The following is a 26,777-nucleotide window of genomic DNA, read 5'->3' on the forward strand; positions in this document are numbered from 1 at the left end:
GCGGTTGCCACCCTATCGTCAACGCTTCTTCGCACGGCCGGCGAACGGATTGTCCGAAGTGCGCAGCGCGATGCGGATCGGTACGCCCGGCATGTCGAAGGCTTCGCGCAGGCTGTTGGAGAGATAACGGACATAGCTTTGCGGCATCGCGTCCGGCCGCGAACACTGGACCACGAAGCCCGGCGGCCGGGTCTTGGCCTGGGTGACGTATTTGACCTTCAGCCGGCGCCCGGCGACGGCAGGCGGCGGGTGATGCGTCAGGATGGCTTCAAGCCAGCGGTTGAGCTTGCCGGTCGAAACACGGCTGTTCCAGACCTTGTGCGTCTTCAACACCGCATCCATCAGCTTGTCCAGGCCGCGTCCGGTCTCGGCCGAGACCGGCACGGCCTGGATGCCGCGCGCCTGCGGCAACAGCCGCTCGGTCTTCTCGCGCAGTTCGGCCAACAGTTCCTGCGGGTTGTCGATCAGGTCCCATTTGTTGAAGGCAATCACCGGTGCCCGGCCCTCGCGGATGATCAGATCGGCGATCTGCAGGTCCTGCTTCTCGAAGGGAATGGTGGCGTCGAGTACGATGATGACGATCTCGGCGAAACGGATGGCGCGCAGGCCATCCTGCACCGACATCACTTCCAGCTTTTCGTGGATCCTGGCCTTGCGGCGCATGCCGGCGGTGTCGAACAGTTTGATGCGGCGGCCGCGCCAGTCCCAGTCGACCGAAATGGAATCGCGGGTGATGCCGGCTTCCGGTCCGGTCAGCAGCCGCTCCTCGCCGATCAGCGCGTTGATCAAGGTCGATTTGCCGGCGTTCGGCCGGCCGACGACGGCGATGCGCATCGGCTTGGTATCGTCATAGGATGGCTCGGCGTCCGGATCGGCGATGTCCTCGCCGATCAGCACCTCGCTGGCGGCGGCCTCTTCGTCGTCTGTATCCTCGTCTTCACCGAAGGCGCGCCCCTCGCCGAGCGCTTCGATCACGGCGTCGCGCAGGTCGGGCATGCCCTGGCCGTGCTCGGCAGAAACCGGGATCGGTTCGCCAAGGCCAAGTTCCCAGGCCTCCAGCATGCCGCCCTGGGCGCCCTTCGCCTCGGCCTTGTTGGCGACCAGCACGACCGGCTTGCCGGATTTTCGCACGATCTCGGCAAAGGTCCTGTCATCCGGCAGCAGGCCGGACTTGGCGTCGATGGTGAAAAAGATCAGATCCGCCTCGCGGATGGCGATTTCGGTCTGCGCGCGCATGCGGCCTGGCAAGGTCGAAGCGCCGGCGTCCTCGAAGCCCGCGGTATCGATGACATCGAAATGCAGATCGTAAAGCTTGGCGGCGTGGACGCGGCGGTCACGGGTCACGCCCGGCGTGTCGTCGACGAGCGCCAGCTTTCTTCCCACCAGCCGATTGAAAAGCGTCGACTTGCCGACGTTAGGTCTGCCGATGATGGCGACTTTGAATGTCATCCGACCCTACATCTTCCACGCATGTCGTGGTGCCAAACCGCTGCGCGCCTTGGGCAAGGGGTCACGATGCACTGCCCGACCCGCGGATCAGCTCGGACATCAAGGTCGCCCGCTCGCGCGTGTTGCGCGGGGCGCCATCATCGGCGGCGATCTGATCGAACAGCTTCAGCGCATCCTGGGTCTTGCCTTCCTTCCAGGCGGCAAGGCCAAGCGCCTCGCGCGCGCTGTGGCGCAGCGTGTTGGTGTCCGACGTCAGCGCCTCGACGCGGCTCGACACGTCGGCGAAGGAGCCATGATCGACGAGCAGGAACGCCGCCCTCAGCCGCGCCATGTCGCGCAGGCCCTGGGGAATGGCGGTGTCGGCGGCGACATCGTCGAAGTCCTTGACGGCGGCATCGACGTCGCCCTTGTTGGCCTTGACCGTCGCGGCACGCATGCGAGCGAGCAGCGGATAGGCGCCGTAGCCATCCTTTTCCAGCTGATCGAGCGCGGCCAGCGCGTCATCGTTCTTACCGTCGTTGGCGAGCTTCAGCGCCTGCGAGAAGGCATCGCCGGAGCGATTGGCGCGCGTCTCGTCCCAATAGCGATAGCCGACGAAGGCCGCGGTGCCGAGCACCACAAGCACCGCAATGACAAGCAAGGCCGGGCCAAAACGGTCCCACAGCTTCTGCGCCTGCTCGCGACGCATCTCATCATTGACTTCGCGAATAAAACTGTCGTCGGACATCAATCAAACCATTCCTGCCCCGGGCCGGGGCGGTTCATGAGCCCGCGTTTTAGCGAAATTTTGTCGGCATGGAAGGGGTTCGGCCGGAAAATCGGCTATTCCTGGGGCAAACAAATGTTTGTCCCCGGGCAAACAACTGTTTGTCCCCCGGGCAAACCAATGTTTGTTCCCGGGGGCAAACCCACGAAAACCCAATCGCACCGGCGCCACATTTGCGCGATAGCCGGCTTGCCGACCACCCGGAGCGTGTGAATTTGCCGATGCCTTGTTTGTCCCGCGTTGTTTTGTTCTCGCTTGCCTCACTCGCCACCGCCGGCGTGGCCCTGGCCGATCCGCCCGCGCCACCAGCACCGGCAAGGCCGAAGCAGATCGTGATCATCTCCTTCGACAGCGCGCGCGACATCTCGCAGTGGAAGCGCAGCCGGGCGCTGGCCCAGCGCACCGGCGCGCATTTCACCTATTTCCTGTCCTGCGTCTTCCTGCTGTCGCCCGAGACACGCGGCCAATACACCGCGCCTGGCAAGACGGCGGGCAAATCCAACATCGGCTTTGCCGCCTCCAGGCAGGACGTGGCCGAGCGGCTGGAACAGATCGGCCTCGCCGCCCATGAGGGTCACGACATTGCCAGCCACGCCTGCGGCCATTTCGACGGCAAGGACTGGAGCAAGGCCGACTGGCTGAAAGAGTTCGCCTCTTTCGAGCACATTTTCGAGAACGCCTATGCCATCAACGGCATTGCGCCCGAACCCGAGGGCTGGCGGGAATTCGCGCGGCATGCGGTGGCGGGTTTCCGGGCGCCGTATCTGTCGACTGGCAAAGCGCTTTACGAGGCACTCCCGGCAGCCGGCTATCGGTTCGACGCCAGCGGCGTTTCAATGGGTCCTGCCCTGCCGCCGACCGTTGGCGGCGTCACCCGCTTTTCCCTGCCGCAGATTCCCGAAGGGCCGAAATCACGGCCGGTGATCGCCATGGACTACAATCTGTACGTCCGCCATTCCGGCGGCTTCGAGCGGCCGAGCAACGCCGGGGAGTTCGCGGACCGGACCTATCAGGCGTTTCGCGCCGCCTTCGACGCGCAATATCGGGGCAAGCGCGTTCCGCTGGAACTCGGCTTCCACTTCACGCTGATGAATGACGGCGCCTACTGGAATGCGCTGGAGCGTTTTGCCGGCGAAGTCTGCGTCAAATCAGATGTCGAGTGCATCAGCTTTCGCGATTACGTCTCGCGGCAGGATGGCGGCCGGAAGCAGGCCTCCGTCGGCGGCTGAGCCGCCGACCGGCATTTCGTCAGCGCATCCTCAAGCCGGATCCCCGGCCCCCTGCCTTGCCAGATAGCGCTGGTCGATATCGGGCAACGGCTCGCCTTGCAGCGTCGCCTCGAAGGCGCGCAGGCGTTTGTGCACCGATTGCAGCTCGACGATGGTCGACCATGAGGTAAGCAGGAACTGCAGCGAACCCGTCACCTTGCCGAACGCGTTCGATATCTGATTCAGCGCGCCGAACGTTATCTTGTGCGCGACCAGCGACGGGCCCAGGATCAGCAGCGAGAAAATGTTGTCGGCCTGAAGGTAGGTGTACCGGACGACGTTGAAATAGATGTAGTGGAAATAGAGCCGGAAATAATTGTGCCGGACATTGGCGAACAGCTCGGCGGTGGTGGCGGGTTGCGCCCTGTCCGCATGATCCTCGCCATAGACCAGCTCCTTGCGGTAAGCGGCTTCGACGCGCTGGTTTCGGAACTGCAGGCCGGGAAGCTTCATGCCGGCAATCATCACCGAGATCGTGCCGAACAGACACCAGGCAAGTGCCGCGACCACCAATGGCTGCGGGATCGCGCCGATGATCGGCAGTTCGCTGATGTGGGCCTGCAACTGGATCATCACCGGCAGGAAGGCGATCAGGGTCATGATCGACTGGACAAAGCTGGAACCGAGATCCTCCATGATCTGCGAGAACCGCATCGTATCTTCCTGGATGCGCTGCGAAGCGCCCTCGATATGGCGCAGCCTGCTCCAGTTCTCGATAAAGTAGTTGTTCATGGCTGTGCGCCAGCGGAAGATCCAGTGGCTGACGATAAAGGCGTTGACCACCTGCACGTTCATGCCGACCAGGGCCAGCCATGAGAAGTCGGCCAATCCGGTGTAGAACTCGGCGTTCGTCGACTTTCCGGTCCCCGACATCAGCCCCTGTACATAGTCGAAGAACGGGCCGTACCACGCGTTGACGGCGACGCTGACCTGCACGTTGAAATAGATGAAGAACAGGATGACCGCCGTCATCAGGATCGACCAGCGCTGCCATGGGTGCGGCGAATACCAACTCCAGAACGCGTAGAAGATGGCCACGCAAAGCGTGAAGTAGATATAAAACCAGAGGAATGGCTTCGATACGAGAATGGCGATGCCGATGATGGGTGGCGCTCCGGGAGCAGCAGGCGGCATGCCGAAAACCGCCCCCAATTGCTCCCCGCCGAAAAACCAGAACAGGATCGCCGCAAGGCTCCAGATGGCGGCCGAAGAGAAGAACAGCTTCGGCTGCGGGAAGAAGGATACGAACACTGTGGCGAATTCCTCGATCGATGCGCAAATCAGCAGGTTTGAGCCGGCATAAGGTCACACATTAGGAGGAAAGAAAATGCCTGCCCGATGCCGGTGCAGAGCAAGACCACAAATCATGGCGATTTTGGCGCAGCCGACCATGTGATGGCGCCGGAGACGACCAGGACGGCCGCGGCGACGATCGAGGCGAGGAAGAAATCGCCCGATGCCTGCGCCAAAAGCCCGGCCGCGATCGGGCCGATGATCTGGCCAAGACCGAAGGAGGCGGTCATCAGGGCAAAGATGCGCCGGGGCGACGCAGGGGCCTGCTGCCGGGCGGCCTGCAGGCCAAGTGCCGTGATGGCAATGAACGTGCCGCCGAGCAGCACGCCACCAAGCAGCGGCCCCATGCGCCCGCCGGTGGCGACGCTCGCGGTAACGCCGACAACTTCGACGAAGCATCCCAAGGCATAGGCGGCATAAAGCCCGATCCGCGCCGCTATCTTCTGCCACAGCCAGACCGAAGGGAAACCGGCAAGGCCGGCAACCATCCACACCATGGCCTCGAAGACGCGGCTGCCGCCGCCTTGGCGCACGATGGCCACGAGGAAGGTCGCCGTCACCACATAGCCAAAACCGAACAGGCCATAGGCGACGATCACCTTCATCAGCGACCGATCTTTCGGCAGCGCCGGTTCACGGCGGACCTCGCCATTGATGAGCGGACCCTGGTTCACCAGCAGCGCCACGGCGACGAAGCCGCCAGCCGAAATCGCCCCCGACCACAGCCAGCCCTGCGCCCAGCCGGCATGCTCGGTGACCAGCACCGTCATCATCGCCGCCGATATCGCTATGCCGAGGCCGACGCCGCCGAAATGCCAGGCCTGCAGGTCGCCGCGCCCGGCGGCCGCGATATGGCTGAAAACGATGCTGGCCATGAACACCATGACGAAAGCGCTCGCCAGACCGGCCAGAAAACGAATGGCGACGAAGGCGGCCATAGCGTCGGTCAGCCCCATCGAGGCGGCCAGCACGGCGCTGGCACCGAGGGCGCCCAGCATCAGCAAACGCTCGCGTCCATGTGCCCAGCTGCCCGCCGCCGCCAACGCGCCAACGAGATAGCCTAGATAATTCGCCGAGGCGATCCAGCCGGCATTGGCCGGCGACAGATGCAGTTCCTCCATCATGCCAGGCAGGATCGGCGTGTAGACGAAGCGGCCGATGCCCATGGCGACGGCCATGGCGATCATGCCGGCGAAGGCGTAACGCAGCGCTGTCGATTGGGGCGAAGTCATTGCAGTGCACAATAGATGGGCGAGCGGGTGAAACAATCCGCCTCGTGTTGGGCCAGTGCCCTGATCGCGATCGCGCGCTCAGCAGCGATCGCCGAAACCGGCGCTCGGTGAAACGGTCTCATACGCGGTCCGGCGCGCCGTCAACCGGAACGGCACATCACCGAGTTCGCGCTCCGACATTACATCCAGCGCGGGATGGGCAAGCGGATCGGTCAGCCAACTCAGCGTATCGAAGTCGCAGTCCGTGTCATCCGGCGAAGTGGCCGCGACCAGGGCCTTCAGCAACATGCTCAGCATTTCCGGCTCCATGGGCCTGTTTCCACCCATAAGGTCTGCCGTTTCGATATCCGTTTCAATTGAGATTTCGGCCGGATCGGTTTAGAAAATCTCAAATGGCCATGCTCAACCGCGTTCATCTCAACGGCCTTCGCGCCGTGGAAACCGTCGCCCGTCTCGGCTCGCTCGCCGCCGCCGCCGGCGAACTCAATGTTTCCGTCAGCGCCGTCAGCCAGCAGATCAGCCGCACCGAAAAACAGCTCGGCCAGGCACTGTTCGAGCGCACGACCAGCGGCCTCGTCCTGACCGAATTCGGCGCCGTCTTCGCGGCCCGCCTGGGCACTGGATTTCGCGAGCTTGCCCAGGCCGTGGCACTGGCCGACGAAGCCAGCCAGTGCACATTGGTCGTTTCGGCGGCACCGGCCTTTGCCTCCAAATGGCTGCTGCCACGGCTGTCGCGGCACTTCGACCGGCATCCCAACGTGCTGCTGCGTATCGACGCTTCAGTGCGGCTGGCCAATCTCGATCACTCGGACGTCGACATTGCCATCCGGCTTGGCGACGGCAAATGGCCGGGTGGAAAGGCGGAGCTGCTTTTGGCGCAGGAAGTCTTCCCGGTCTGCGCGCCCGGGATTGCCAGAAAACTAACGTCGATCTGCGACCTCGCCCAGACCTGCGCCATCACCGACGAGCGGGCGATGATCAACTGGGAAAGCTGGTTCGCGGCCGCCGGCGTTCAACCCGTTACCTTCCAGAAAGGCGCAAGCTTCACCGACCCGATGCTGTGCCTGGAATCGGCGATCGCCGGCCATGGCGTGATGCTCGGCTGGCAATTGCTGACGGCCGATGCGCTGGCCGACGGGCGCCTGGTGGCGCCGTTCGGAATTCGCGCCCAGAGCGGCCTCGGCTACTGGCTGGTGACCTCCGCCACCAAGGCCGAGAGCCGCAAGGTCCGGGACTTCATGATCTGGATCAAGGAAGAGATCGCGGCGACGATGGCGCGGTTCGGATCGTCGGTCGCGGAGCCCAGCGGCACGATCACGGTGGAAAGCACCGCGGCACCGGTCTATGTTCAATCAAACATCCCAAGACGACAGGCAGGATCATGACCACACATTCGCGCGGCGTTTCCGCAACGATCGACCCGGTGAAGCTCGACAGGCTGGCGGAAGTCGCCATCAAGGTGGGGCTGCAATTGCAGCCCGGACAGGACCTGGTGCTGACATCGTCGATCGCGGCCCTGCCGCTGACCAGGCGCATCGTCGAACACGCCTACAAGGCCGGTGCCGGGCTGGTGACGCCGATCTTCAACGATGACGAGATGACGCTGGCGCGCTACCGCTTCGGCGCCGATGCTGGCTTCGACCATGCCGCCGGCTGGCTCTACGAAGGCATGGCTAAGGCCTTCTCCAACAACGCAGCCCGGCTTGCCGTGCGCGGCGAGGATCCGTCGCTCCTGTCGGCGCAGGATCCGGCGAAGGTGGCGCGCGCCAACAAGGCCAATTCGATGGCCTACCAGCCGGCGCTGGAGAAGATCACCGGCTTCGACATCAACTGGAACATCGTCGCCTATCCGGATCTGGCCTGGGCCAGGCAGGTTTTCCCCGGCGATGCCGACGATGTGGCGGTCGCGAAGCTCGCCGACGCCATCTTCGCCGCCTCGCGGGTGGATGTGGAAGACCCGATCGGCAACTGGACGGCGCACAATGCGGCGCTGCGCGGCCGCACCGAATGGCTCAACGGCCATGATTTCCATGCCCTGCATTTCGCTGGACCGGGCACCGACCTGACGGTCGGGCTGGCGGATGGCCATGAGTGGATGGGCGGCGCCTCGACCGCCAAGAACGGCATCACCTGCAATCCCAACATCCCGACCGAGGAAGTTTTCACAACTCCGCATGCGCGGCGCGTCGAGGGCCATGTCTCCTCGACCAAGCCGCTGTCCTACCAAGGCACGCTGATCGACGACATCTCGGTGCGCTTCGAGGGCGGCAGGATCGTCGAGGCCAAGGCGTCGAAAGGTGAGGACGTGCTGAAGAAGGTGCTCGACACCGACGAGGGCGCGCGTCGTCTGGGCGAAGTGGCGCTGGTGCCGCATTCCTCGCCGATCTCGGCCAGCGGCCTGTTGTTCTTCAACACACTGTTCGACGAAAACGCCGCCTGCCACATCGCGCTCGGCCAATGCTATTCGAAATGCTTCGTCGACGGCGCCTCGCTCAGCCCTGACGAAATCGCGGCGCGCGGCGGCAACAAGAGCTTCATCCATATCGACTGGATGATCGGGTCGGACAAGATCGACATTGACGGCGTCGCCAAGGATGGCAGCCGCGTGCCGGTGATGCGCAAGGGCGAGTGGGCCTGAGGGGTTCGGCGTAGGGAGGTCGAATGGCTTTCGACCTGATGGTCAAGCGGATTTACGAACCGCCCGCTGCCGATGACGGGCAGCGGGTGTTGGTTGACCGCATCTGGCCGCGCGGCGTCAGCAGGGAGCATGCCGCGCTGGCACTGTGGCTGAAGGAGATCGCGCCGAGCGACGACCTGCGGAAGTGGTTCGGGCACGAGCCGGCACGTTGGGCGGAATTTCGGAAGCGGTACGGGGCTGAGCTCGACGGGAATGGTGAGGCGGTTGCGCAGCTGCGCGGCTTGCTTGGCGAGGGCAAGGTAACGCTGCTCTATGGCGCGCATGACGAGGCGCACAATAATGCGGTGGCGTTGGCGGAGTATTTGAGCGCGAGTTGAGGCGCTCGGACCTTCGCAAACAGGCGGGACAGCGCCCCCCTCTGTCCTGCGGGACATCTCCCCCACGAGGGTGGAGATCGGACGGCGCGACGCTTCCGCCTACTTCCCCACCGTCTGCTCATAAACCTCCGGCTTGAAGCCAACCACCACCCGATCGCCGATCTCCAGCACCGGCCGCTTGATCATTGTTGGCTTGGCCAGCATCAGCGCTTTCGCCTTCTTCTCGTCGAGGCCTTGCCTGTCCACCTCCGGCAGTTCGCGAAACGTCGTGCTGCCCTTGTTGAGCAGCTTTTCCCAACCGACCTTGCCGACCCAGCCATTCAGCTTGCCCGCCTCGATCCCTTCGGCCCGATAGTCGTGGAAACGATAGGGAAGGTCATGGCTCTCCAGCCAGACGCGCGCCTTCTTGATCGTGTCGCAATTGGTGATGCCGTACATGGTGATCGTCAAAGTGCTCGTCCCTTGGGCTGACGGTCGAATCCGTTTCGCAGCCTAAAACCGCCCTTCCCGCTTGGCCAGCAGCTTGGCCAGCATTGCCGTAAATTTGCGCTTGCCAACACTAAGGAAATTACCTAAGTGTTTTCGACCGCTTTGACAACCCGGGGACCGATCGATGACCAGCCTCCAGAGTAGAAATCCAAGCCTCCCGCCGATCGACGGCATTTTTCGCGCGCTTGCCGACCCGACGCGACGGCGCGTGGTCGAGCGACTGAACAGGAGCCCTGCTTCGGTTAGCGAACTGGCCCAGCCTTTCGAGATGGCCCTGCCATCCTTCATCGACCATCTCAAGATTCTCGAAGGCTGCGGGCTGGTTCGTTCGCAAAAGACCGGACGGATCAGGACTTACGAGCTTGCGCCTGAACCGTTGAAGCTCGCCGAAAGCTGGCTGGCCGAACAGCGTACAGTTTGGGAACGCCGCCTCGACCGGTTCGATGCCTATGTCATGACCCTCAAGGAGCAGGAAAAATGAGTTATTCCTTCGAGCCCGATCCCCGGCTGGACCTGACGCTGGAGCGCGTAATCGATGCGCCGCGCGAATTGCTTTGGCGAGCCTGGACGACACCTGAGCATGTCAGGCAGTGGTTCACGCCGAAGCCATGGCTGATCACTGACTGCGAGATCGACCTCAGGCCGGGCGGCCTGTTTCGGACACGCATGCAGTCGCCCGACGGCAAGGAGGTCAGTGACCGCCACTGCTGCTATCTGGAAATCGTGCCCAACGAGCGGCTGGTGTGGACGGATGCGCTGCTGCCCGGCTATCGACCCTCGGGCGAGCCTTTCATCACCGCGGTCATTTCGCTCCATCCGGATGGCCAGGGTACGCGCTATACCGCCACAGCCATTCACCGTGACCAAGCCACCCGCGACAACCATGAAGAGATGGGTTTCTTCGACGGCTGGGGCACGGTGGCCGATCAACTTGCGCGCTATGCGAAGACGATTTGAACGCCCGCAGCGGCCAGAGGATCGCTCTGGCCGCCGTGCTCATTTTTTCAGCCTTGCCGCAAAGAGAGCAAAGCTAGGAAGGCCCGATTTCCGGCCTCAGTAGTAAAAGCGCTCTTCGGTGATCTTGCCGTTCTTGACCGTGTACAGGCCAACCTCATCCATGGTGACACGCTCGCCGGTGGCCTTGGGCGTTATGTCAAAGGTGAAGCGCACCGCGAATTGATCGCCGTTGACATAAGGGCCCTCGACCGAGCCGCCATGCACTTCGTGGTTCTCTTGCCACCACTGGCTTTTCTGCCTGAGGGCCTCCTTGCCGTGACTGACGGCCATCGGTCCCTCCATAGCTTCGTAGCTGATGATATCGTCGGCATTGTATTTTTCGGCAGCACCTTCGTTGTTGCCCTGTTTGAGAAGTTCGGTGAACTCCTTGGCGATTTCCGTGACGGTCATTTTTGTTCCTCCTGTTCAGACGCATTGCAAGTAGGGAACCGCTTGCGGACCTGCCATCGCGGACAGGTCGATAGCTGACATGACCCTGTCAGGATGGGGTGTCGCGCGAACCAGCGCGTCCTTCGTTACATCGCAATCAGCGGCCAACGTTCCAGAAAGTCATATTGCGTCAGCCCGCGCAGGCTGTGCACGAGAATGAACTCCCGCGCCACGAAGCTGATCGGCTCGATCGGCAGTTGTGGGATAAGTTTCTGGTCATAGGCAAGGGTCATATGAGGGACGAACCCGTCTGACGCCTTCAGGCCTTCACGCAGCATTTCGGCGCCGAGATTCCCGCTCAGTTCACAAACCAGTCCGTCATCGGCCACAAGCACGAAGGGATGCTTGGCCGGTCGGCCTGTTGTCGCCGGGCGGCCAGGAAAGCTCCTGGCGTGGCGAAAGGTGATCTCAAAAGCAGGCATCATGACGCGCTGCCCCGATCGGGTGGCCGCAAAGATGATCTTCGACCGCAGCCGCTTGTAGTCCCCGACATGCTGCTGGCTGACATGAAAACGCTCCGGTATCAGCGGTGAGCCGGCTATGCCACATTTGTCGCATAGCCGGCTTTGACAATCAGCAAACCGAAAATAATCCCCTGCCTGCAGAAACACGCCGAAGAAGACACGATCGGGCTTTTTGGGCCGCCTTGGCGGTTCTGGAATTCCGAAATCTAGTTCGCCTTGGTACATTACCTATACGCTCGCCAAGGAACGCCTCCGTTCTGTTCTGGCACCTAGAACAAAACACGAACAATTCTCTGAGTCAAGCTCGAGTAACTGGACCCTATGCCCGGTGATGTCCTTGACCTCCGGACGTCGTGGATGACCCAGTCGGCATATTCGCGGCCACCGCTCGACTGCTTGGATGGGATAGACCTTTGAATGGAATCCGGCGAAAGTGCCGCGCCGACCGGCCACCATTTTCGATCCAACGAGGAACCCAACTCATGACCAACCCGACACATCTGCCCGCCGAAGGCTTGTTTGTCGGCCGCGCCAGGAGCGGCGATGCCTCGTACCCCCTGGTCGTCACGGTGCGCGACGACACCGTCTTCGACATCACATCCAGCGCGGCGCCCACCGTGCGTGACGTCTGCGAATTGGCCGACCCGGCCGGCCATGTGCGCTCGGCCAGGGGCAAGCCGATCGGTTCACTCGACGCCATCGCGGCCAACAGTTTCGAAGCCACGCGCGATCGGGCAAAACCCTTTCTGCTGTCGCCGGTCGACCTGCAGGCGATCAAGGCTTCCGGCGTCACCTTCGTGGTCAGCCTGCTCGAACGGGTGATCGAGGAACAGGCGCGTGGCTCGGCCGAGAAGGCCGACGCCATCCGCGCCGACATTGCGGGTCTGATCGGCCATGATCTTTCGAAGCTCAAGCCCGGTTCGCCAGAGGCGATGGAGATCAAGGCCAAGCTGATTTCGCGCGGCGCCTGGTCGCAATATCTGGAAGTGGGCATCGGCCCCGATGCCGAGATCTTCACCAAGTGCCAGCCGATGGCCTCGGTCGGCTTCGGCGCCGATGTCGGCCTGCATCCGGTTTCGACTTGGAACAATCCGGAGCCGGAGATCGCCATGATCGCCGCCTCGAGCGGCAGGATCGTCGGCGCCACCATCGGCAACGACGTCAATCTGCGCGACGTCGAGGGCCGTTCGGCGCTGCTGCTCGGCAAGGCCAAGGACAACAACGCCTCGGCCTCGCTTGGCCCCTTCATCCGGCTGTTCGACGACACGTTCTCCATCGCCGACGTGAAGCAGGCCGTCGTGCGCCTGAAGGTCGAGGGCGAGGACGGGTTTTCGCTGGAGGGGGCAAGCTCGATGGCCGAGATCAGCCGCTCGCCGGAGGAGCTGGTTGCCGCGGCCATGGGCCCGCATCACCAGTATCCGGACGGGCTGGCGCTCTATCTCGGCACCATGTTCGTGCCGTCGAAGGATCGCGGCGAAAAGGGCAAGGGGTTCACGCACAAGGTCGGCGACATCGTCACCATCTCGTCGGAAAAATTCGGCGCGCTGGTCAACCGCGTGCGGCTGTCGCCCGATTGCCCGCACTGGACCTACGGCGCCAGCCATTTGATGCGCGACCTGGCCAAGGCCGGCCTGCTCTAAGCGGCTCTTTGGGGGCTTTCGCCCTCAGAGACCGCCCAGACGTGATCGGGATAGTCCGCCCGGCTGAGCTCTCGGCGACAATCATCCGACTGCCCGGGAAAAATCATCCCGACTGATGCGATCTGATGGGGTCGCTGATGGCGCCGCGTCAGGCGCCAACTACATCTGCAGATGGAGGCTTGCCATTCGTCGAAAAAGGGAATGCTCTTATGCATCCGAGCGGCGCTGGCAAAAAGACGCAATCCGGCTGAAGCCGGAACAAGGGACGGATCATCTTCAATCGGGAGGAAATCAAATGCTGACGAGACTAAGACTTGTGCTCTACGGCCTGCTGATCGCGCTGACGGTCATTCCGGCAGCCGCGCAGGCCAAGACGTTCTACTGGATTTCACATGGCGGGCCGGCCGACCCGGTCTGGACCTACTTCCTCGCCGGCGCCAAGCAATGGGCCAAGGACACCGGCAACACCGTCAACACGTCGTTCCACAATGGCGACGTCGCCTCGCAGCAGGAGGCGGTCCGTGCCGCCCTCTCGGCCAAGGCCGACGGCATCGTCACCACCAGCCCCGATCCGGGCAGCCTGGTCGAGATCGTCAAGGAAGCGCGCGCGGCCAACGTCCCGATCATCAACTTCAACACGCCCGATCCCAAGGCCAATTTCAACGCCTATGTCGGCGGTGACAACGTCACTTTCGGCAAGCACTGGGCGCAGTATCTGGTCGACAAGGGCCTGGTGAAGAAGGGCGACTTCGTCTGGATGCCGGTCGAGATCCCCGGCGCCACCTACGGCGTGCAGGAAGAAGAAGGCATCAAGAGCGTCTTCGGCCCGCTCGGCATCACCTATGAAGTGACCGAAGCGACGCTCGACCAGGCCGAGGTGATCAACCGCATGGTCGACTACCTCACCGCCCACAAGGGCAAGGTCAACGCCATCATCGGCCTGGGCGACCTCGTAACCGGTTCGATCAAGCGCGTGTTCGACCAGGTCGGCGTCAAGCCGGGCGAAATCCCGGTCGTCGGCTGGGGCAACTCGCTCGACACCACCCAGGAAGTGCTGAACGGCTATGTCAATGCCGGCCAGTGGCAGGATCCGCAGGCGACCAGCTATGTGGCGCTGTCGCTCGCCAACATGGCGGCCAGCGGCATTCCTCCGGGCTTCAACGTCATCACCGGCGCGCTCTATGAGAAGGACACCGCGGCGGTCTACGACAAGATCCTGTCCGGCAAATAATCCGCGATCCCCTGGCGCCGCGCGTTTTTCGCACGGCGCCAGATATCTTCCTGCGCCGTGGCATGCCACCCGATGCGGTGGAGCTCGCGGCCCGTCTCAACCATGTCGCGGGTTCCCAGTGGAAAATCATTCGCTCATCCAACGCCTGATCGCGCGGCCGGAATTCGGACCTTTCATTCTGCTCATCGTGGAGATCGCCGTTTTCTGGGGTTTCAACCACGACTTCCTGTCGCCGCAGAACATCTCCAACACGCTGGCCTTCACGGTCGAGCTCGGCCTGATCGCGCTGGCGATGACGCTGTTGATGACTTCGGGCGAATTCGACCTCTCCGTCGGGTCCCTGTTCGGCTTCTCGCCCGTGCTGATGTGGACGCTGTTCAATGCCGGCGTCACCTCGCTGGAAATGGGCTTCCTTGTCGCGCTGGTGGTTGCCGCCTTGATCGGCCTGGTCAATGGCTGGTTCGTCACGCAGCTCAAGATCCCGTCCTTCCTGGTGACGCTCGGCATGCTGCTGGTGGTGCGCGGCAGCGCGCTTTTCATCACCGACGGGTTTCCGCAGCGCACCTGGAGTGCCGAAGGCAGCTGGCTGGCGGAGGCTCTGGTCGGCGACTTCTTCATCGGGCCGTTCCGCATCTACATGTCGCTGTTCTGGTTCATCGCCGCGGCGATCGCGCTCGGCTTTGTCCTGACGCAAAGCCGGACAGGCAACTGGATCCAGGCGGCGGGCGGCAATCCCAACGCGGCGCGTGCCCGCGGCGTCAATGTCAATCGCGTCAAGGTCGGCCTGTTCGTCCTGTCGTCGGTCATGGCCTCGCTTGCCGGCGTCATCTCCTCGCTGCGCACATCCGCCGCCAACCCCAACAGCGGTACCGGCTACGAGCTCGAGGTAATCGCCATGGTGGTGATCGGCGGCACCGCACTCACCGGCGGGCGCGGCACCATCATCGGCACCGTGCTCGGCATCCTGATCCTGCGCGTGATGCGCAACGGCATCGTGCTGATCGGCGTGCCCGGCCTTGCCTACAACATCTTCATCGGCGCGATCATCCTTGGCATGATGGCGCTGCATTCATGGCTGGAACGCCGGCACCAGGCGGGGACTTGAACCATGGCCGAGCCATTGATCCGCATGCACAACATCCGCAAGTCCTATGGCCGCGTGCAGGCGCTGGTGGACGCCAATTTCCATGTCAACGAGCGTGAGATCGTCGGCCTTCTGGGCGACAATGGCGCCGGCAAATCGACGCTGATCAAGGTTCTCTCCGGCGCGGTGCCGCTGACCAGCGGCGATATCTTCATCCGCGGCAAGAAGGTCACCTTGCGCGATACCAGCGACGCCATCGCCCACGGCATCGAGACCATCTACCAGGACTCCGCCCTGGTCACGCAATTGTCGATCGCGCGCAACCTGTTCCTGGGTCGAGAACCGATCAAGCCGCCGCGCTTCCTCAACCGCATGGACCAGGACGCCATGAACACGGTCGCCCGCGATCTGCTCAAACAGGTCGGCATCTCCAAGAACATCCCGCCGACGACGCCGATCGGCTCGCTCTCCGGCGGCGAGCGGCAGGCGGTCGCGATCGCGCGCGCCATGCATTTCGACAGCGACCTGATCATCCTCGACGAGCCGACCAACAATCTCGGCGTGGCGGAGACCCAAGGCGTGCTCAGCTTCGTGCGCAACGCCCGCGATTCCGGCCACTCCTGCATCTTCATCGCGCACAACATCCACCATGTCTTCCAGGTGGTCGACCGCATCGTCGTCATGCGCAGGGGCAAGGTGGTCGCCGACGACATCGATCCGAAGACGACAACCGTGACGGAAGTCGAGCGCATCATCACCGGCATGTCGGACAAGGACATCCGCGACGCCCTCGCCGACGGCAAGCCGGCGCACTGAGGACGTACGAAGCGACGTGTAGGGTTGCGGCATGAAGGCTACCGTCTCCGACATCGCCAGGAACTGCGGGCTGTCGACCGCGACGGTCGACAGGGTGCTCAACAACCGGCCCGGAGCGAGTGCCGCCAACCGGCAACGCGTCATGGAGGCCGCCAAGCAGCTCGGCTATCTGCCGGTCGCCGACCAGGTGACGCTTCCCTCGAGGCCCGCAAACCTGGAATTCTTCCTGCCGATCGGCTCGAACGACTTCATGCACGACCTGGCAAAGCACATCGAGGACTACGCCTCGCGCCTGCCGCTGGTGGCGTCCTGCCGGATTCACAATCTCGCCGGTATCTCGCCCAATGCCTTGCAGACCGCGGTCGAAAAGCTGTCGCTGCGCGCCAACGGCGTCGGTGTCATCGCGGTCGATCATCCCAGGACGCGCAACATCCTGCGCGACATGGTCGAGGCCGGTATCCGGCTGGTGACGCTGGTCTCCGATATTCCGGCCGCTCCCCGCTCGGCCTATGTCGGCATCGACAACCGCGTGGCGGGGCGGACGGCGGCACTTTTGATGGGACGCTTCCTGGGTGGCCGCGAGGGGCAGCTGGCGATGGTCGTCGGCTCGCGTTCCTACCGCGGCCATGAAGAGCGCGAGATGGGCTTCCGCTCCGTGCTTGGTGAGGAGTTTCCCAACCTCACCGTCAGCAGCGCCGTCGAGATCAATGACGAGCCCGGTGCCAGCTATGCCGCAACCATGAAAGCGTTGCGCAACGAGCCGGAACTGCTCGGTATCTATTGCGTCGGCGCCGGGCGCTCCGGCATTGCCAAGGCGATCCGGGAAACCAGGCCCAACCGCAAGCCGGTCTTCATCTGCCACGATCTGACCAGGGAGACACGCGGTTACCTCGTCGACGACCTCGCCGACGTCGTCATCGACCAGAACGCCAGGCTGATCGCGGAGCAGTCGGTGATCCAGCTGCTCGGCTCGATCGCATCATCGGCGCCCTATCTCACCCGCAAATTCATCGAGCCGCGATTGATCTTCCGGGAAAACGTACCGGTGCAGTGAGATCCCGCATCTCCTGGGGAACCTGACCGCCCCTGCAAATCTGCACAGCAGCTATGCACAATTCATTGTTGCCGAATCATTGGGCAACTCGTACGTTCTGGTTGTCGGCCATCTACTCCTCCCAGATGCGATGCCGACGCTGAATGGGGTGCACCTCCTCCCGCGCCACATTCGAAATCGAGCCCGCTGCCACCTCCTCCCGGCAGCGGGCTTTTTTCGTTCAGTCAACGGGAAATAGCGTGCTGCCTATAGGGCAGCAGACATCGTTTCGGTCACGCGACCGCAAAATCACCAGCAGCCACGGCAATACTTAACCGGCGGCAGTGCCCCGGAAGGAAACGATCAGTCCTTCAGCCATCCGCACGAACTGCGTGCTCGGGCCCTCGGCACCGACGGTCTGCACGCTGACCCGCGCACCTTCAAACAGCAGCGACAGCGTATCGGCGAGAAGCTCGGCCTGGCCGATGCCGGCATCCCGGCAGAGCCCGACCAGGCGTTCGCGCTGGGCTTCCTTGAGTTCCTTGATGACGCGCCTTGCCGGATGATCGGGTTCGGTCAGCTCGGCGGCGGCGTTGGCCATGTCGCAGCCACGGCCGTCGGTGTTGAGCATGGCGGCGGCCTTGCGAACCCAGGCATGAAGTTGAGCGAGCTTGTCACCCGGATGCTCGGCCTCGAACGTTTCCCACATCGCGCCAGCTTTCAATGCGTTGGCGCGCAGGCATTCGACGATCAGTTCGTCCTTGGATTCGAAGTGACGATAGAGCGTCATCTTGTTCGTGCCGGCAGCCTCGGTGATGGCGTCGACGCCGACGCCCTTGATGCCGTGCTTGTGGAACATGTCACGCGCCGTCTCCAGAATCCGATCCCGGGGACGAGAGCGCTCCACGACGCCGTCTGTCATCATGATCTCCTTTCGTTTCCAAAAAACCCTCGGCCACCTCTTGACTAGGGTGTTACCGGTCTGTAACTTCCAGAATGTTACTTACTGGTAACACCTATATCGTCCGTCGTCAATAACAAGGTCGTGAACTGGTCCTACCAGATCGAGATGGACGAAAAGATTGCCAATCATGCGGCCTCGGCCGGTGAAGAGATGAAAAACGGTTCGTGAGCACGGGCTGCGAATCGACAGACAAGGAGCCGGCCAATGCCACAGCGCCGCGATCTTACCATAGATGAGGCCGTCCGGGATCCGATGATCCGGCTGGTCATGAAGGCAGACGGGGTCGACCCCCGCGCGTTCGAGAACATGTTGCGCTCGCTTGCCGATGGGCAGCGTCGCGAGGTGCCGTTGCTGCGTTCACGGGAAGGGTCCCGGGACGGGCGCGGGCAGTTGTCCAGGGTCGCCAGCGCCTTCGGGCGGGCAAGAGCGGCCGGAGAGGCGTGCGTGTCGTGGTAAACTTTTTCATCCATCGTCCGATCTTCGCCTCGGCGATCGCCATCATCATGGTGCTCGCCGGCACGATTTGTTATTTCCTGCTGCCCGTCTCGCAGTTTCCCGACATCACACCGCCGCAAGTCGTGGTCAGCGCCCACTATCCGGGCGCCAGCGCGCAAGTGGTGGCAGACACGGTGACGACGCCGCTGGAGCAGCAGATCAACGGCGTGCAAGGCATGACCTACATGTCCTCGACGAGTTCCAATGACGGCTCGTCGACCATCACCATCACCTTCGATGTCGGTTATTCCCTGAGCACGGCCGCCGTCGACGTCCAGAACCGCGTCTCGCAGGCCGCCTCGTCGCTGCCGGCGATCGTCAACCAGGGCGGCGTGACGATCAAGAAGCAGAACCCGAACTTCGTGCTCATCGTCAACCTGACTTCGCCCGACCATTCGGTCGATCCGGTGGCGCTCTCCAACCTTGCCTATCTGCAGGTGGTGGATCCGCTGAAGCGGCTGCCTGGTGTCGGCGACGTGCAGATTTTCGGCGAACGGCGTTATTCGATGCGCGTCTGGCTCGATCCGGACAAGCTCGCCAATCTCGGCATCACCGCGGTCGATGTGCAAAATGCCATCGCCGAACAGAACGTCCAGGTGGCGGCCGGCAAGATCGGCCAGTCGCCGGCGCCCGCCGGCACCGCCTTCGAGATGCAGGTCAACGCCGTCGGCCGGTTGAGCGACCCGAAGGAATTCGGCGACATCGTCGTGCGTGCCAACACCGATACCGGTTCGCTGGTGCGGCTGCGCGACGTCGCCCGTATCGAGCTTGGTGCCCTGCAATATTCGTCCTCGGCCTTTTTCGGCAAGGACCCGACCGTGGTGCTCGCCGTCTATCAGATGCCCGGCTCCAACGCGCTCGATCTGCAGCAGCGCGTCAAGGACAAGATGCAGGAACTGTCGGCCCGTTTTCCCAAGGGCGTCGATTATGCGATGCACTACGATACGACGCGCTTCGTCTCGGCCTCGATGCATGACGTGCTGATCACGCTTGGCGAAGCCCTGGTGCTCGTCGTCGCCGTGGTCTTCATCTTCCTGCAGAGCTGGCGCACGACCATCATTCCGACCATCGCCATTCCGGTGTCGCTGGTGGCGACGCTCGTCATCATGGAGATGATGGGTTTCTCGCTCAACATGCTCTCGCTGCTCGGCATGGTGCTGGCGATCGGCCTTGTCGTCGACGATGCCATCGTCGTGGTCGAGAATGTCGAACGACAGCTCGAGGCCGGACTGAAACCGCTGGCGGCGACAAAGGCCGCCATGGCCGAGGTTACAGGCCCGATCATTGCGACCACCGCCGTGCTGATGGCGGTGTTCGTGCCGGTTGCCTTCATTCCCGGTGTCTCCGGCAAGCTCTACAACCAGTTCGCGCTGACGGTGGCGATCTCCGTCGGCATCTCCGCCTTCAACTCGCTGACGCTCAGCCCGGCGCTCAGTGCAGCCTTCCTGCGCCATCGCGGCGAGACGCAATTCTTCCTGTTCCGCTGGTTCAACACGGGCTTCGACAGGCTGTCGCATGCCTATGCCCATGGCGTGCGCATCCTTATCCGGCTGCGCTGGATCATGCTTGGCCTGTTCGCCGCCGGCCTGGTCGCCACCTACTTCGTCTGGCAAAAGCTGCCCTCGACCTTCCTACCGGTCGAGGACCAGGGCTATTTCTTCGTCGTCATCCAGCTGCCCGACGGCGCTTCGCTGGAGCGTACCGATGCGGTGGCCCAGAAGGCGCGCGACATCCTGCAGGCGACGCCAGGCGTCGACATCGTCGGCTCGATCAGCGGCCTGAACTTCCTCACCAGCGCGGCGCAGTCGAACTCGGCGGTCGAGTTCGCCATCCTCAAGCCGTGGGAGGAGCGTGGCCCCGACCAGAGCGCCTCGAAGCTCGTTGGCGACGTGCGTGGCAAGCTGATGCAAATTCCGGAGGCCTTCGCGCTCTCCTTCGATCCGCCCTCCATCCCCGGCATCGGCACCACGGGCGGCTTCGAATTCGTCGTCGAGGACCTCACCGGCCGCGGCAGCACGGCCCTCAACGACGCCACGCAAGCGGTGATCGCCGAGGCCCGCAAGCAGCCTGAAATCAATCCGCAGCAGCTGTTTTCGCCGTTCTCGACCTCGACGCCGCAGTTCAACTACGATCTCGACCGCGCCAAGGCGAAGCTGCTCGGCCTCAACCTGCCCGACGTCTTCAACACGCTGCAGATCTATCTCGGCTCGCTCTACGTGAACGACTTCAACCTGTTTGGCCGCACCTTCCGGGTGACCATCCAGGCCGACAAGGATTCACGTGCCGGTGCAGCCGACATTTCACGGCTCTATGTGCGCAATGCCTCCGGCGGCATGGTGCCGCTCAGCACGCTGGGCAAGCTGGTGCCGTTCGTCGGCCCGGAAACCGTGCCGCACTACAACAACAACGCCTCGGCCACCATCAATGGCGGCGCCGCTCCCGGTTATTCGTCGGGCCAGGCGGTCGCCGCCATGGAACGGGCAGCGGCGACCGCGCTGCCCAGGGATTTCGGTTTCGAATGGACCGGCATCACTTTCCAGGAGCTCAAGGCGGGGTCGATCGCGTCGGTGGTCTTTGCCCTCGCCATCGTCTTCGTCTTCCTGATCCTGGCGGCGCAGTACGAGAGCTGGGCGATGCCCTTCATGGTGCTGCTGGCGGTGCCGCTCGCCCTGTTCGGCGCGTTCGCCGCACTTTGGGTACGAGGCATGCAGATCGACGTCTATTCGCAGATCGGCTTCGTCATGCTGATCGGCCTGGCGGCCAAGAACGCGATCCTGATCGTCGAGTTCGCAAGACGGCGGCGCGAGGAAGGCCTCAGCATCGTCGAGGCATCGATGGAGGCCGCTCGGCTGAGACTGCGGCCGATCCTGATGACCGCGTTTGCCTTCATCCTCGGCGTGGTGCCGCTGATGATCGCCACCGGCGCGGGTGCCGCCAGCCGCCAGTCCATCGGCACCACCGTGTTCGGCGGCATGGTCGCCGCGACCATCCTGTCGCTGGTGTTCGTGCCGGTCTTCTACGCGGTCATCGAACAGCTGCGCGAACGGCGCGGCGGCGACGAGCCCGCTTCTCAACACACTGAACCAACGGCCAAACCCGCCTTTCCTCCTCTGGCGGAAGCGGCCGAATAAGATTGGAGAATCATCATGCGTAAATGGAAAATCGCGTTGGGAACGGCTGTCGCGCTGGGTGCGATCTCGGTGGCCAGTGTCCACCTGCTGGACATGGGCAATCTCAGCCTGAATGCCGGCACGGCCGGGGCCGCGCCGGCTCCAGCAGCGTTCGTCATGCCGGTGCCGGTGGCGAACGTGGTCAAGAAGACGATCCCGATCTATCTCGACTATGCCGCGCGGACCGAGCCGATCCGCAGCATCACGCTGCAGGCACGCGTCCCCGGCTATTTGCAGGAACAGACGGCGCAAGACGGCGCCGACGTGCGGCAAGGCGACCTGCTCTACAGGATCTCGCCCGATGACTTCCAGGCCTCGCTCGACCAGGCGAAGGCACAGGTTCAGCGCGACACGGCGACCCTCGATTATGCACGTTCCAATCTCGGCCGCGGTACCGAACTCGCCAAGAGCGGCTACCTGGACAAGGACAGCTTCGACCAGCGCACCAGCACCTTGCGCGAGGCGCAGGCGTCGCTGGCGCTGAACCAGGCGGCTGTGCGCACGGCCGAGCTCAATTTGAGCTACGCTGAAATCCACGCGCCGTTCGCTGGACGTCTGGGCCGCAACCAGGCTTCCGTGGGAACGCTGGTCAGCGTTGCCGGCACCGTGCTCAACACCCTGGTGCAGCTCGACCCAATCTACGTCACCTTCAATCCGAGCGAGACGGATCTGGCGCAGATCGAGGAAGCGCGTGCCGCCGGCCCGATCGAGGTCGAGGTCCTGCTTCCCGGTGAGACCGAGGCCCACCAGAAGGGCGAGCTCACCTTTATCGACAACACGATCGATCACTCGACCGGCACGATCACCGCACGCGCCACCATCGGGAACGCCAAGTTCACGCTCTTGCCTGGCCAGTATGTTCGCGTGCGGCTGCACGTCAAACAACAGCCCGATGCACTGATGGTGCCGCAGGTCGCACTGGGATCAAGCCAGCTCGGCAAGTACCTCTATGTCGTCGGCAAGGGCAATACGGTCGACCAGCGGCTCGTTTCGCTGGGACCGACCAGCGGCGACATGGTCGCCATTCTCAGCGGCGTCGCTGAAGGCGACCAGGTGATCACAGGCAATCTGCAGAAGATCGGTCCCGGAATGCCGATTTCGCCCCTGCCACAGAAACCGGCTACCTGACTCCCCCGCAGGCCCGGTTTCCGCGCGGCGCCCCGACCTTTTCTCAGGTCGCGGGCGCCGTTTTCACGAGCAGACCGACCAAAGCGGCGACGTCGGCGCGGTCGGCCTTGGCTGGCGGCATGAAGGCGCAATAGGGGTGACCAAGGCGCACCGAGACCGATGACAGCGCGATCAGGCGCCCTGCCTCCAGATCGGCCTGCGCCATCACCCGCTGGCCGAGGGCAATGCCCAGGCCGAGCCTCGCCGAGGCGATCGCCAGGCTGGACAGGCCGACGCGGCGGCCATGCGACGGGTCGGGCGACCGGCTGGATCCGCAAGCCGCGAACCAGTCGGTCCAACTCGGGTGCGAGGCATAGTTCGGTCCCCAATTGGTGTGGATGAACTGGCTCTCATGCAAATCGGTGAGCCTCGCATCGCCACTGCCGTGCCGCTGCCAGAATTCCAGCGCGCAGACCGGCAGCACCTCGTCATGGACCAGGCGGACCATCCGCAGGCCGGGATAGTGATAGTCGCCATAGCTGATGCGCACGTCGACATTCTGGCGCACCAGATCGATCGGATCATCCTCGGCTCGCACATCGATCGCCATATGCGGGAAGGCATCCAGGAGTACGGCCAGCCTCGGCGCCAGCCACAGCTCGGCAAGCGAGAACGGCACGCTGACGACTAGTCGCGTCCTCAGGCCCCCTTCCAGCATGCGCTGGCCGATCGCGGCAATGTCGCCGAGCGCGCGCGCCGTCTGCGGATAGATGGCGTGCCCGGCATCGGTCAGCGCGATGCGGTTGCCCGTGCGCACGAAAAGCTGCTTGCCGAACCAGGCTTCGAGATTGCGGATCTGCTGGCTGACCGCCGCCGAGGACACGCCGAGCTCGGCTGCGGCCAAGGTGAAGCTGCCTGACCGGGCCGCGACCTCGAAGGCCTTGATCGCATTCAGCGGCGGCAGCCGGTCCAAATCAGGCTCCTGAAGTTTTTCTTGGCCAATCCTAATAATTTCCGGTGTTGAGAGAAAGAATTTTTTGCCGTCTTCTGTGCCTAACGTTGGAGCATATGACATGAAAGACATTCTCGATCTCGACCGCTATCCGCTCGACCGTGAAGGCAGCGTCGAATGGAACCGCCTCGTCGGACAGTCGATCGCGGCGCTGGAAGCCGACGGCATGTTCAATCTCGAAGGTTTCTTGAAGCCCGGCGTCGCCGAACAGGCGGTGCGGGAGATCAAGCCGGTCATGGACACGCAATCCCATGTCCACAAGCGCATGCACAACATCTACTTCAAGCCGAGCATTCCCGAACTGGCGCCCGATCATCCCGCATTGCGCAAGGTCGAGACCGTCAGCCACACGGTCTGCGCCGACCAAATTCCCGGCAGCACGGTGATGGCGATCTATGAGTATGAGCCGCTGGTGCGTTTCCTCGCGGCGACGATGGGCAAGGCAAAGCTGCACGTCATGGAGGATCCGCTGGCCCGCACCAATGTCATGGCCTATCGCGCCGGCGAAGCGCTGAACTGGCACTTCGACCGCTCGGAATTCACCACCACCTTGCTGCTGCAGCAGGCGCAACGCGGCGGCGACCTCGAATACCGCACCGATCTCAGGTCGGATGACAACCCGAACTACGAGGGCGTCGCCCGGCTGCTCGAAGGACGTGACCCCGACGTCAGGATCCTGCGCATGAAACCAGGCACGCTGAACGTGTTTCGCGGCAAGAACACCGCGCATCGTGTCACCACGGTCAAAGGTGAACGCGAACGGATGATCGCGGTGTTCTCCTACTATGAGAAGCCAGGCGTGATGTTCAGCGAGGAGGAGCGCGTCGGCTTCTATGGCCGTGCGGCTTGACCCAGCCCTTCGCACCCCGGCCCGGGCCGCGAAGCGAAGATAAGAATTCGAGCAGAGCCTCTTGTTAGATTGTCGACAATCTGATTGTCTCTGCTCTGTTCTCGCGGGAGTGGGCCGGATGGTGAAGACGGAATTCAGTCCGATTGCCGACACGACACGCCGTGCCGAAATCGTGGCGCTGCTCAGACGCGCGATCCTGACCGGTCAGCTCGAGCCAGGCCAGAAGCTCAACGAGCTCAGGATTTCCGAACAAATGCGGGTCAGCCGCGCCCCGCTGCGCGAGGCGATGCGCGAGCTGGTCCAGGAAGGCATACTGACCAGCATTCCCTATGCAGGCACCTTCGTCATCAATGTCACCGCCAAGGACATCGACGACGTCTATTCGCTCAACAAGGTGCTCGACGAATTCGCCATCGAGCGGACGTGGGAACTGCGCGACCAGCGCTTTTTCGATGAGCTCGACCGGCGCCACGAGGCGGTGAAGCAGGCGACGCGCGACCGCGACACCACGCGCCAGATTGAGACCGCGCTGCAACTGCATGGCCTGATCTATGAATGGGCCGACAATTCAGTGCTCTTGGAAACCTGGCAAAGACTGACCAGCCGTTTGCAGATGTATTTCGCCTTGCACCAGCAGGCACGCAACGAAGCCGTGCCCGCCGAAGACGTTCACGAGACTTATGTGCGGCTGCTCAAGAGCGACGACATGCGTGCCGCCCAGCGCCACGCACGCGAGCATATCGACCACGATTTCGAAGAGCTTCTTGCCTATGCGCGCGGCCTCGAAAAGCGTTCGTCGAAAGGCGCCTGACCCTCCCCCTCACCGCGGATAATGGATACCCCACGTGCAGATCGAAACCATCAAAGCCTATCACGTCGTGCAGCCTTTCGTGGATGGCCCCTATCGCATGTCCAAGGGGCGTGTGGCCGACTGCTTCGACGCGGTGATCGTCTCCATCACCTCCGACAGCGGCGTCACCGGCTGGGGTGAGATGGCGCCGCTCGGCAATTTCTACTCGGCCGCCTTCCCGGCCGGCACCCGAGCCGGCGTGCCGGAGATCGCACCGCACCTTATCGGCCAGGACCCGTGCGGGCTGGCCAGCATCGGCCGACTGATGGACACGGTGTTCAAGGGCCATCCCTACATCAAATCGGCGCTCGACATGGCCTGCTGGGATCTGGCGGCGCGTGCCGCCGGCGTACCGCTGGTGACGCTGCTCGGCGGCAGGGAAAGCGACACGGCCGAACTCTACAAGGTCGTCACCCATGGCACGATCGATCAAATGGCCGCACTTGCCAAGCGCATCGTCGAGGACGGTTTCCGCCGGCTCCAGGTCAAGGTCGGCGGCAATGTCCATGACGACGTCGAGCGCGTCATGGCGGTCGCCGCCTCGGTGCCGAAAGGCACTGTCATTTTCTGCGACGCCAATGCCGGGTGGACACCATACCAGGCGCGTCAGTTCACTGACGCGACGCGGGCGATCGACTATACGTTCGAGCAGCCTTGCACGACGATCGACGAGAACATGTCGGTGCGCCGCATGCTCGACAAGCCGATGGTGCTCGACGAATCCGTCACCTCGCTGGAGGCGATGCTGGAAATCCATCGCCTCGGCGCGGCGGACGGGCTGACGCTGAAGATCTCGCGGCTCGGCGGCGTCACCAAGACCCGGCTGATCCGTGACGTCGCCGTCGATCTCGGCTTCATGATCACGGTCGAGGATACCGGCGGCGCCGAGATCGACACATCCGCCATGGCGCATCTGTCGCTGTCGACGCCGGAGGAGCGCCGGCTGCACGCGATCGCCTTCCATGAATGGGTGACGGTGCGCACCGCGTCGAACGCGCCGCCGGTCACCGGCAGCCGCATGGGTATTCCCGCCGGCCCAGGCCTTGGCATCGACGTCGTTCCAGACCTGCTCGGCAAGCCCTTCTTCGAAGTTGGACGCTGAG

At 63.2% G+C, this 26,777-nt stretch carries 26 protein-coding genes; 16 read left to right on the forward strand and 10 right to left on the reverse strand.

All coding sequences use genetic code 11. The annotated features are described in order from the left end of the window. Positions 1-18: 18 nt before the first annotated feature. Both der and LB524_RS02925 read right to left on the reverse strand, forming a co-directional pair. A complete protein-coding gene (gene der / locus LB524_RS02920; protein WP_224523566.1) occupies positions 19-1,449 on the reverse strand; it encodes a ribosome biogenesis GTPase Der in 1,431 nt (476 codons plus the stop codon). Positions 1,450-1,510: 61 nt separating this feature from the next. Beyond that, positions 1,511-2,176: a tetratricopeptide repeat protein gene (locus LB524_RS02925; RefSeq protein ID WP_140715064.1), complete on the reverse strand. Its 666-nt coding sequence runs from the start codon at positions 2,174-2,176 to the stop codon at positions 1,511-1,513. A 260-nt stretch (positions 2,177-2,436) separates the two neighbouring features. Here LB524_RS02925 and LB524_RS02930 point away from each other — a divergent pair, with 260 nt between their 5' ends. Continuing rightward, entirely contained in the window at positions 2,437-3,444 is a 1,008-nt protein-coding gene (locus tag LB524_RS02930; RefSeq protein ID WP_140715066.1) for a polysaccharide deacetylase family protein, read from the forward strand. Positions 3,445-3,474: 30 nt separating this feature from the next. Here the strand turns inward: LB524_RS02930 and sbmA are convergent, their stop codons facing one another. The 3 genes from sbmA to LB524_RS02945 all read right to left on the reverse strand — a co-directional run bounded on the left by sbmA (position 3,475) and on the right by LB524_RS02945 (position 6,305). Continuing rightward, the gene (gene sbmA / locus LB524_RS02935) at positions 3,475-4,734 is read right to left on the reverse strand and encodes a peptide antibiotic transporter SbmA (protein ID WP_015318863.1); all 1,260 of its coding nucleotides are present in this window, start codon (positions 4,732-4,734) and stop codon (positions 3,475-3,477) included. A gap of 113 nt (positions 4,735-4,847) precedes the next feature. Beyond that, entirely contained in the window at positions 4,848-6,008 is a 1,161-nt protein-coding gene (locus LB524_RS02940; protein WP_224523569.1) for a YbfB/YjiJ family MFS transporter, read from the reverse strand. A 78-nt stretch (positions 6,009-6,086) separates the two neighbouring features. After that, the gene (locus LB524_RS02945) at positions 6,087-6,305 is read right to left on the reverse strand and encodes a hypothetical protein (protein WP_224523572.1); all 219 of its coding nucleotides are present in this window, start codon (positions 6,303-6,305) and stop codon (positions 6,087-6,089) included. A gap of 95 nt (positions 6,306-6,400) precedes the next feature. On the opposite strand from LB524_RS02945, the gene LB524_RS02950 reads away from it, so the two are divergent. Genes LB524_RS02950 through LB524_RS02960 form a run of 3 tightly spaced genes read left to right on the forward strand, consistent with a single transcriptional unit; the run spans position 6,401 to position 9,023 of the window. Further along, positions 6,401-7,393, forward strand: coding sequence for a LysR substrate-binding domain-containing protein (locus LB524_RS02950; protein ID WP_140617340.1), 993 nt, complete (start codon positions 6,401-6,403; stop codon positions 7,391-7,393). Then, entirely contained in the window at positions 7,390-8,646 is a 1,257-nt protein-coding gene (locus LB524_RS02955; RefSeq protein ID WP_015318867.1) for an aminopeptidase, read from the forward strand. The genes LB524_RS02950 and LB524_RS02955 overlap by 4 nt, the downstream gene beginning before the upstream one ends. A 23-nt stretch (positions 8,647-8,669) precedes the next feature. Continuing rightward, positions 8,670-9,023 carry a DUF488 domain-containing protein gene (locus LB524_RS02960; protein ID WP_224523577.1) on the forward strand — a complete coding sequence of 118 codons (354 nt, stop codon included), beginning with the start codon at positions 8,670-8,672 and terminating at the stop codon, positions 9,021-9,023. A gap of 99 nt (positions 9,024-9,122) precedes the next feature. Here the strand turns inward: LB524_RS02960 and LB524_RS02965 are convergent, their stop codons facing one another. Beyond that, entirely contained in the window at positions 9,123-9,473 is a 351-nt protein-coding gene (locus LB524_RS02965; RefSeq protein ID WP_140788072.1) for an ArsC family reductase, read from the reverse strand. Positions 9,474-9,636: 163 nt separating this feature from the next. On the opposite strand from LB524_RS02965, the gene LB524_RS02970 reads away from it, so the two are divergent. Beyond that, positions 9,637-9,993, forward strand: coding sequence for an ArsR/SmtB family transcription factor (locus LB524_RS02970; RefSeq protein ID WP_224523580.1), 357 nt, complete (start codon positions 9,637-9,639; stop codon positions 9,991-9,993). Then, positions 9,990-10,469, forward strand: a complete 480-nt coding sequence (locus LB524_RS02975) for an SRPBCC family protein (RefSeq protein WP_224523583.1) — start codon at positions 9,990-9,992, stop codon at positions 10,467-10,469. Before LB524_RS02970 ends, LB524_RS02975 begins: the two co-directional genes overlap by 4 nt. A gap of 96 nt (positions 10,470-10,565) precedes the next feature. Here the strand turns inward: LB524_RS02975 and LB524_RS02980 are convergent, their stop codons facing one another. Continuing rightward, positions 10,566-10,919 (reverse strand): nuclear transport factor 2 family protein, encoded by a 354-nt coding sequence (locus tag LB524_RS02980; protein WP_140617345.1) that lies wholly within the window; start codon positions 10,917-10,919, stop codon positions 10,566-10,568. Between the two features lie 125 nt (positions 10,920-11,044). Further along, complete coding sequence (locus LB524_RS02985; protein WP_224523586.1) at positions 11,045-11,647, reverse strand: 2'-5' RNA ligase family protein; 603 nt, start codon at positions 11,645-11,647, stop codon at positions 11,045-11,047. A 257-nt stretch (positions 11,648-11,904) separates the two neighbouring features. Between LB524_RS02985 and LB524_RS02990 the strand changes: the two genes are divergently transcribed. The 5 genes from LB524_RS02990 (at position 11,905) to LB524_RS03010 (ending at position 17,247) form a co-directional block, all read left to right on the forward strand. Then, positions 11,905-13,062, forward strand: coding sequence for a fumarylacetoacetate hydrolase family protein (locus LB524_RS02990; RefSeq protein ID WP_140724696.1), 1,158 nt, complete (start codon positions 11,905-11,907; stop codon positions 13,060-13,062). A gap of 295 nt (positions 13,063-13,357) precedes the next feature. Further along, a complete protein-coding gene (locus LB524_RS02995) occupies positions 13,358-14,293 on the forward strand; it encodes a substrate-binding domain-containing protein (protein ID WP_015318875.1) in 936 nt (311 codons plus the stop codon). A gap of 118 nt (positions 14,294-14,411) precedes the next feature. Further along, the gene (locus tag LB524_RS03000; protein WP_140661452.1) at positions 14,412-15,398 is read left to right on the forward strand and encodes an ABC transporter permease; all 987 of its coding nucleotides are present in this window, start codon (positions 14,412-14,414) and stop codon (positions 15,396-15,398) included. A gap of 3 nt (positions 15,399-15,401) precedes the next feature. Next, entirely contained in the window at positions 15,402-16,193 is a 792-nt protein-coding gene (locus tag LB524_RS03005) for an ATP-binding cassette domain-containing protein (RefSeq protein WP_015318877.1), read from the forward strand. Between the two features lie 31 nt (positions 16,194-16,224). Further along, on the forward strand, positions 16,225-17,247 hold the full coding sequence (locus LB524_RS03010) for a LacI family DNA-binding transcriptional regulator (RefSeq protein ID WP_224523588.1): 1,023 nt from the start codon (positions 16,225-16,227) through the stop codon (positions 17,245-17,247). A 310-nt stretch (positions 17,248-17,557) separates the two neighbouring features. Here the strand turns inward: LB524_RS03010 and LB524_RS03015 are convergent, their stop codons facing one another. Next, a complete protein-coding gene (locus LB524_RS03015; RefSeq protein WP_015318879.1) occupies positions 17,558-18,148 on the reverse strand; it encodes a TetR/AcrR family transcriptional regulator in 591 nt (196 codons plus the stop codon). 491 nt (positions 18,149-18,639) lie between these two features. Between LB524_RS03015 and LB524_RS03020 the strand changes: the two genes are divergently transcribed. Together LB524_RS03020 and LB524_RS03025 are read left to right on the forward strand one after the other, a co-directional pair. After that, positions 18,640-21,816, forward strand: a complete 3,177-nt coding sequence (locus LB524_RS03020; protein ID WP_140617599.1) for an efflux RND transporter permease subunit — start codon at positions 18,640-18,642, stop codon at positions 21,814-21,816. Positions 21,817-21,831: 15 nt separating this feature from the next. Further along, positions 21,832-22,983 carry an efflux RND transporter periplasmic adaptor subunit gene (locus tag LB524_RS03025; RefSeq protein WP_015318882.1) on the forward strand — a complete coding sequence of 384 codons (1,152 nt, stop codon included), beginning with the start codon at positions 21,832-21,834 and terminating at the stop codon, positions 22,981-22,983. Between the two features lie 43 nt (positions 22,984-23,026). On the opposite strand, the gene LB524_RS03030 is transcribed toward LB524_RS03025, so the two are convergent. After that, positions 23,027-23,935: a LysR substrate-binding domain-containing protein gene (locus LB524_RS03030; RefSeq protein WP_224523589.1), complete on the reverse strand. Its 909-nt coding sequence runs from the start codon at positions 23,933-23,935 to the stop codon at positions 23,027-23,029. Positions 23,936-24,035: 100 nt separating this feature from the next. On the opposite strand from LB524_RS03030, the gene LB524_RS03035 reads away from it, so the two are divergent. From LB524_RS03035 to LB524_RS03045, 3 genes are all read left to right on the forward strand, one after another. After that, complete coding sequence (locus LB524_RS03035; protein WP_224523590.1) at positions 24,036-24,824, forward strand: 2OG-Fe(II) oxygenase; 789 nt, start codon at positions 24,036-24,038, stop codon at positions 24,822-24,824. 118 nt (positions 24,825-24,942) lie between these two features. After that, positions 24,943-25,635 carry a GntR family transcriptional regulator gene (locus LB524_RS03040; protein WP_224523591.1) on the forward strand — a complete coding sequence of 231 codons (693 nt, stop codon included), beginning with the start codon at positions 24,943-24,945 and terminating at the stop codon, positions 25,633-25,635. 34 nt (positions 25,636-25,669) lie between these two features. Then, entirely contained in the window at positions 25,670-26,776 is a 1,107-nt protein-coding gene (locus tag LB524_RS03045; protein ID WP_015318886.1) for a mandelate racemase/muconate lactonizing enzyme family protein, read from the forward strand. Position 26,777 lies beyond the last annotated feature (1 nt).

This window comes from Mesorhizobium sp. ESP6-5 (assembly GCF_020164695.1).
In the GTDB taxonomy this organism is placed as follows: domain Bacteria; phylum Pseudomonadota; class Alphaproteobacteria; order Rhizobiales; family Rhizobiaceae; genus Mesorhizobium; species Mesorhizobium australicum.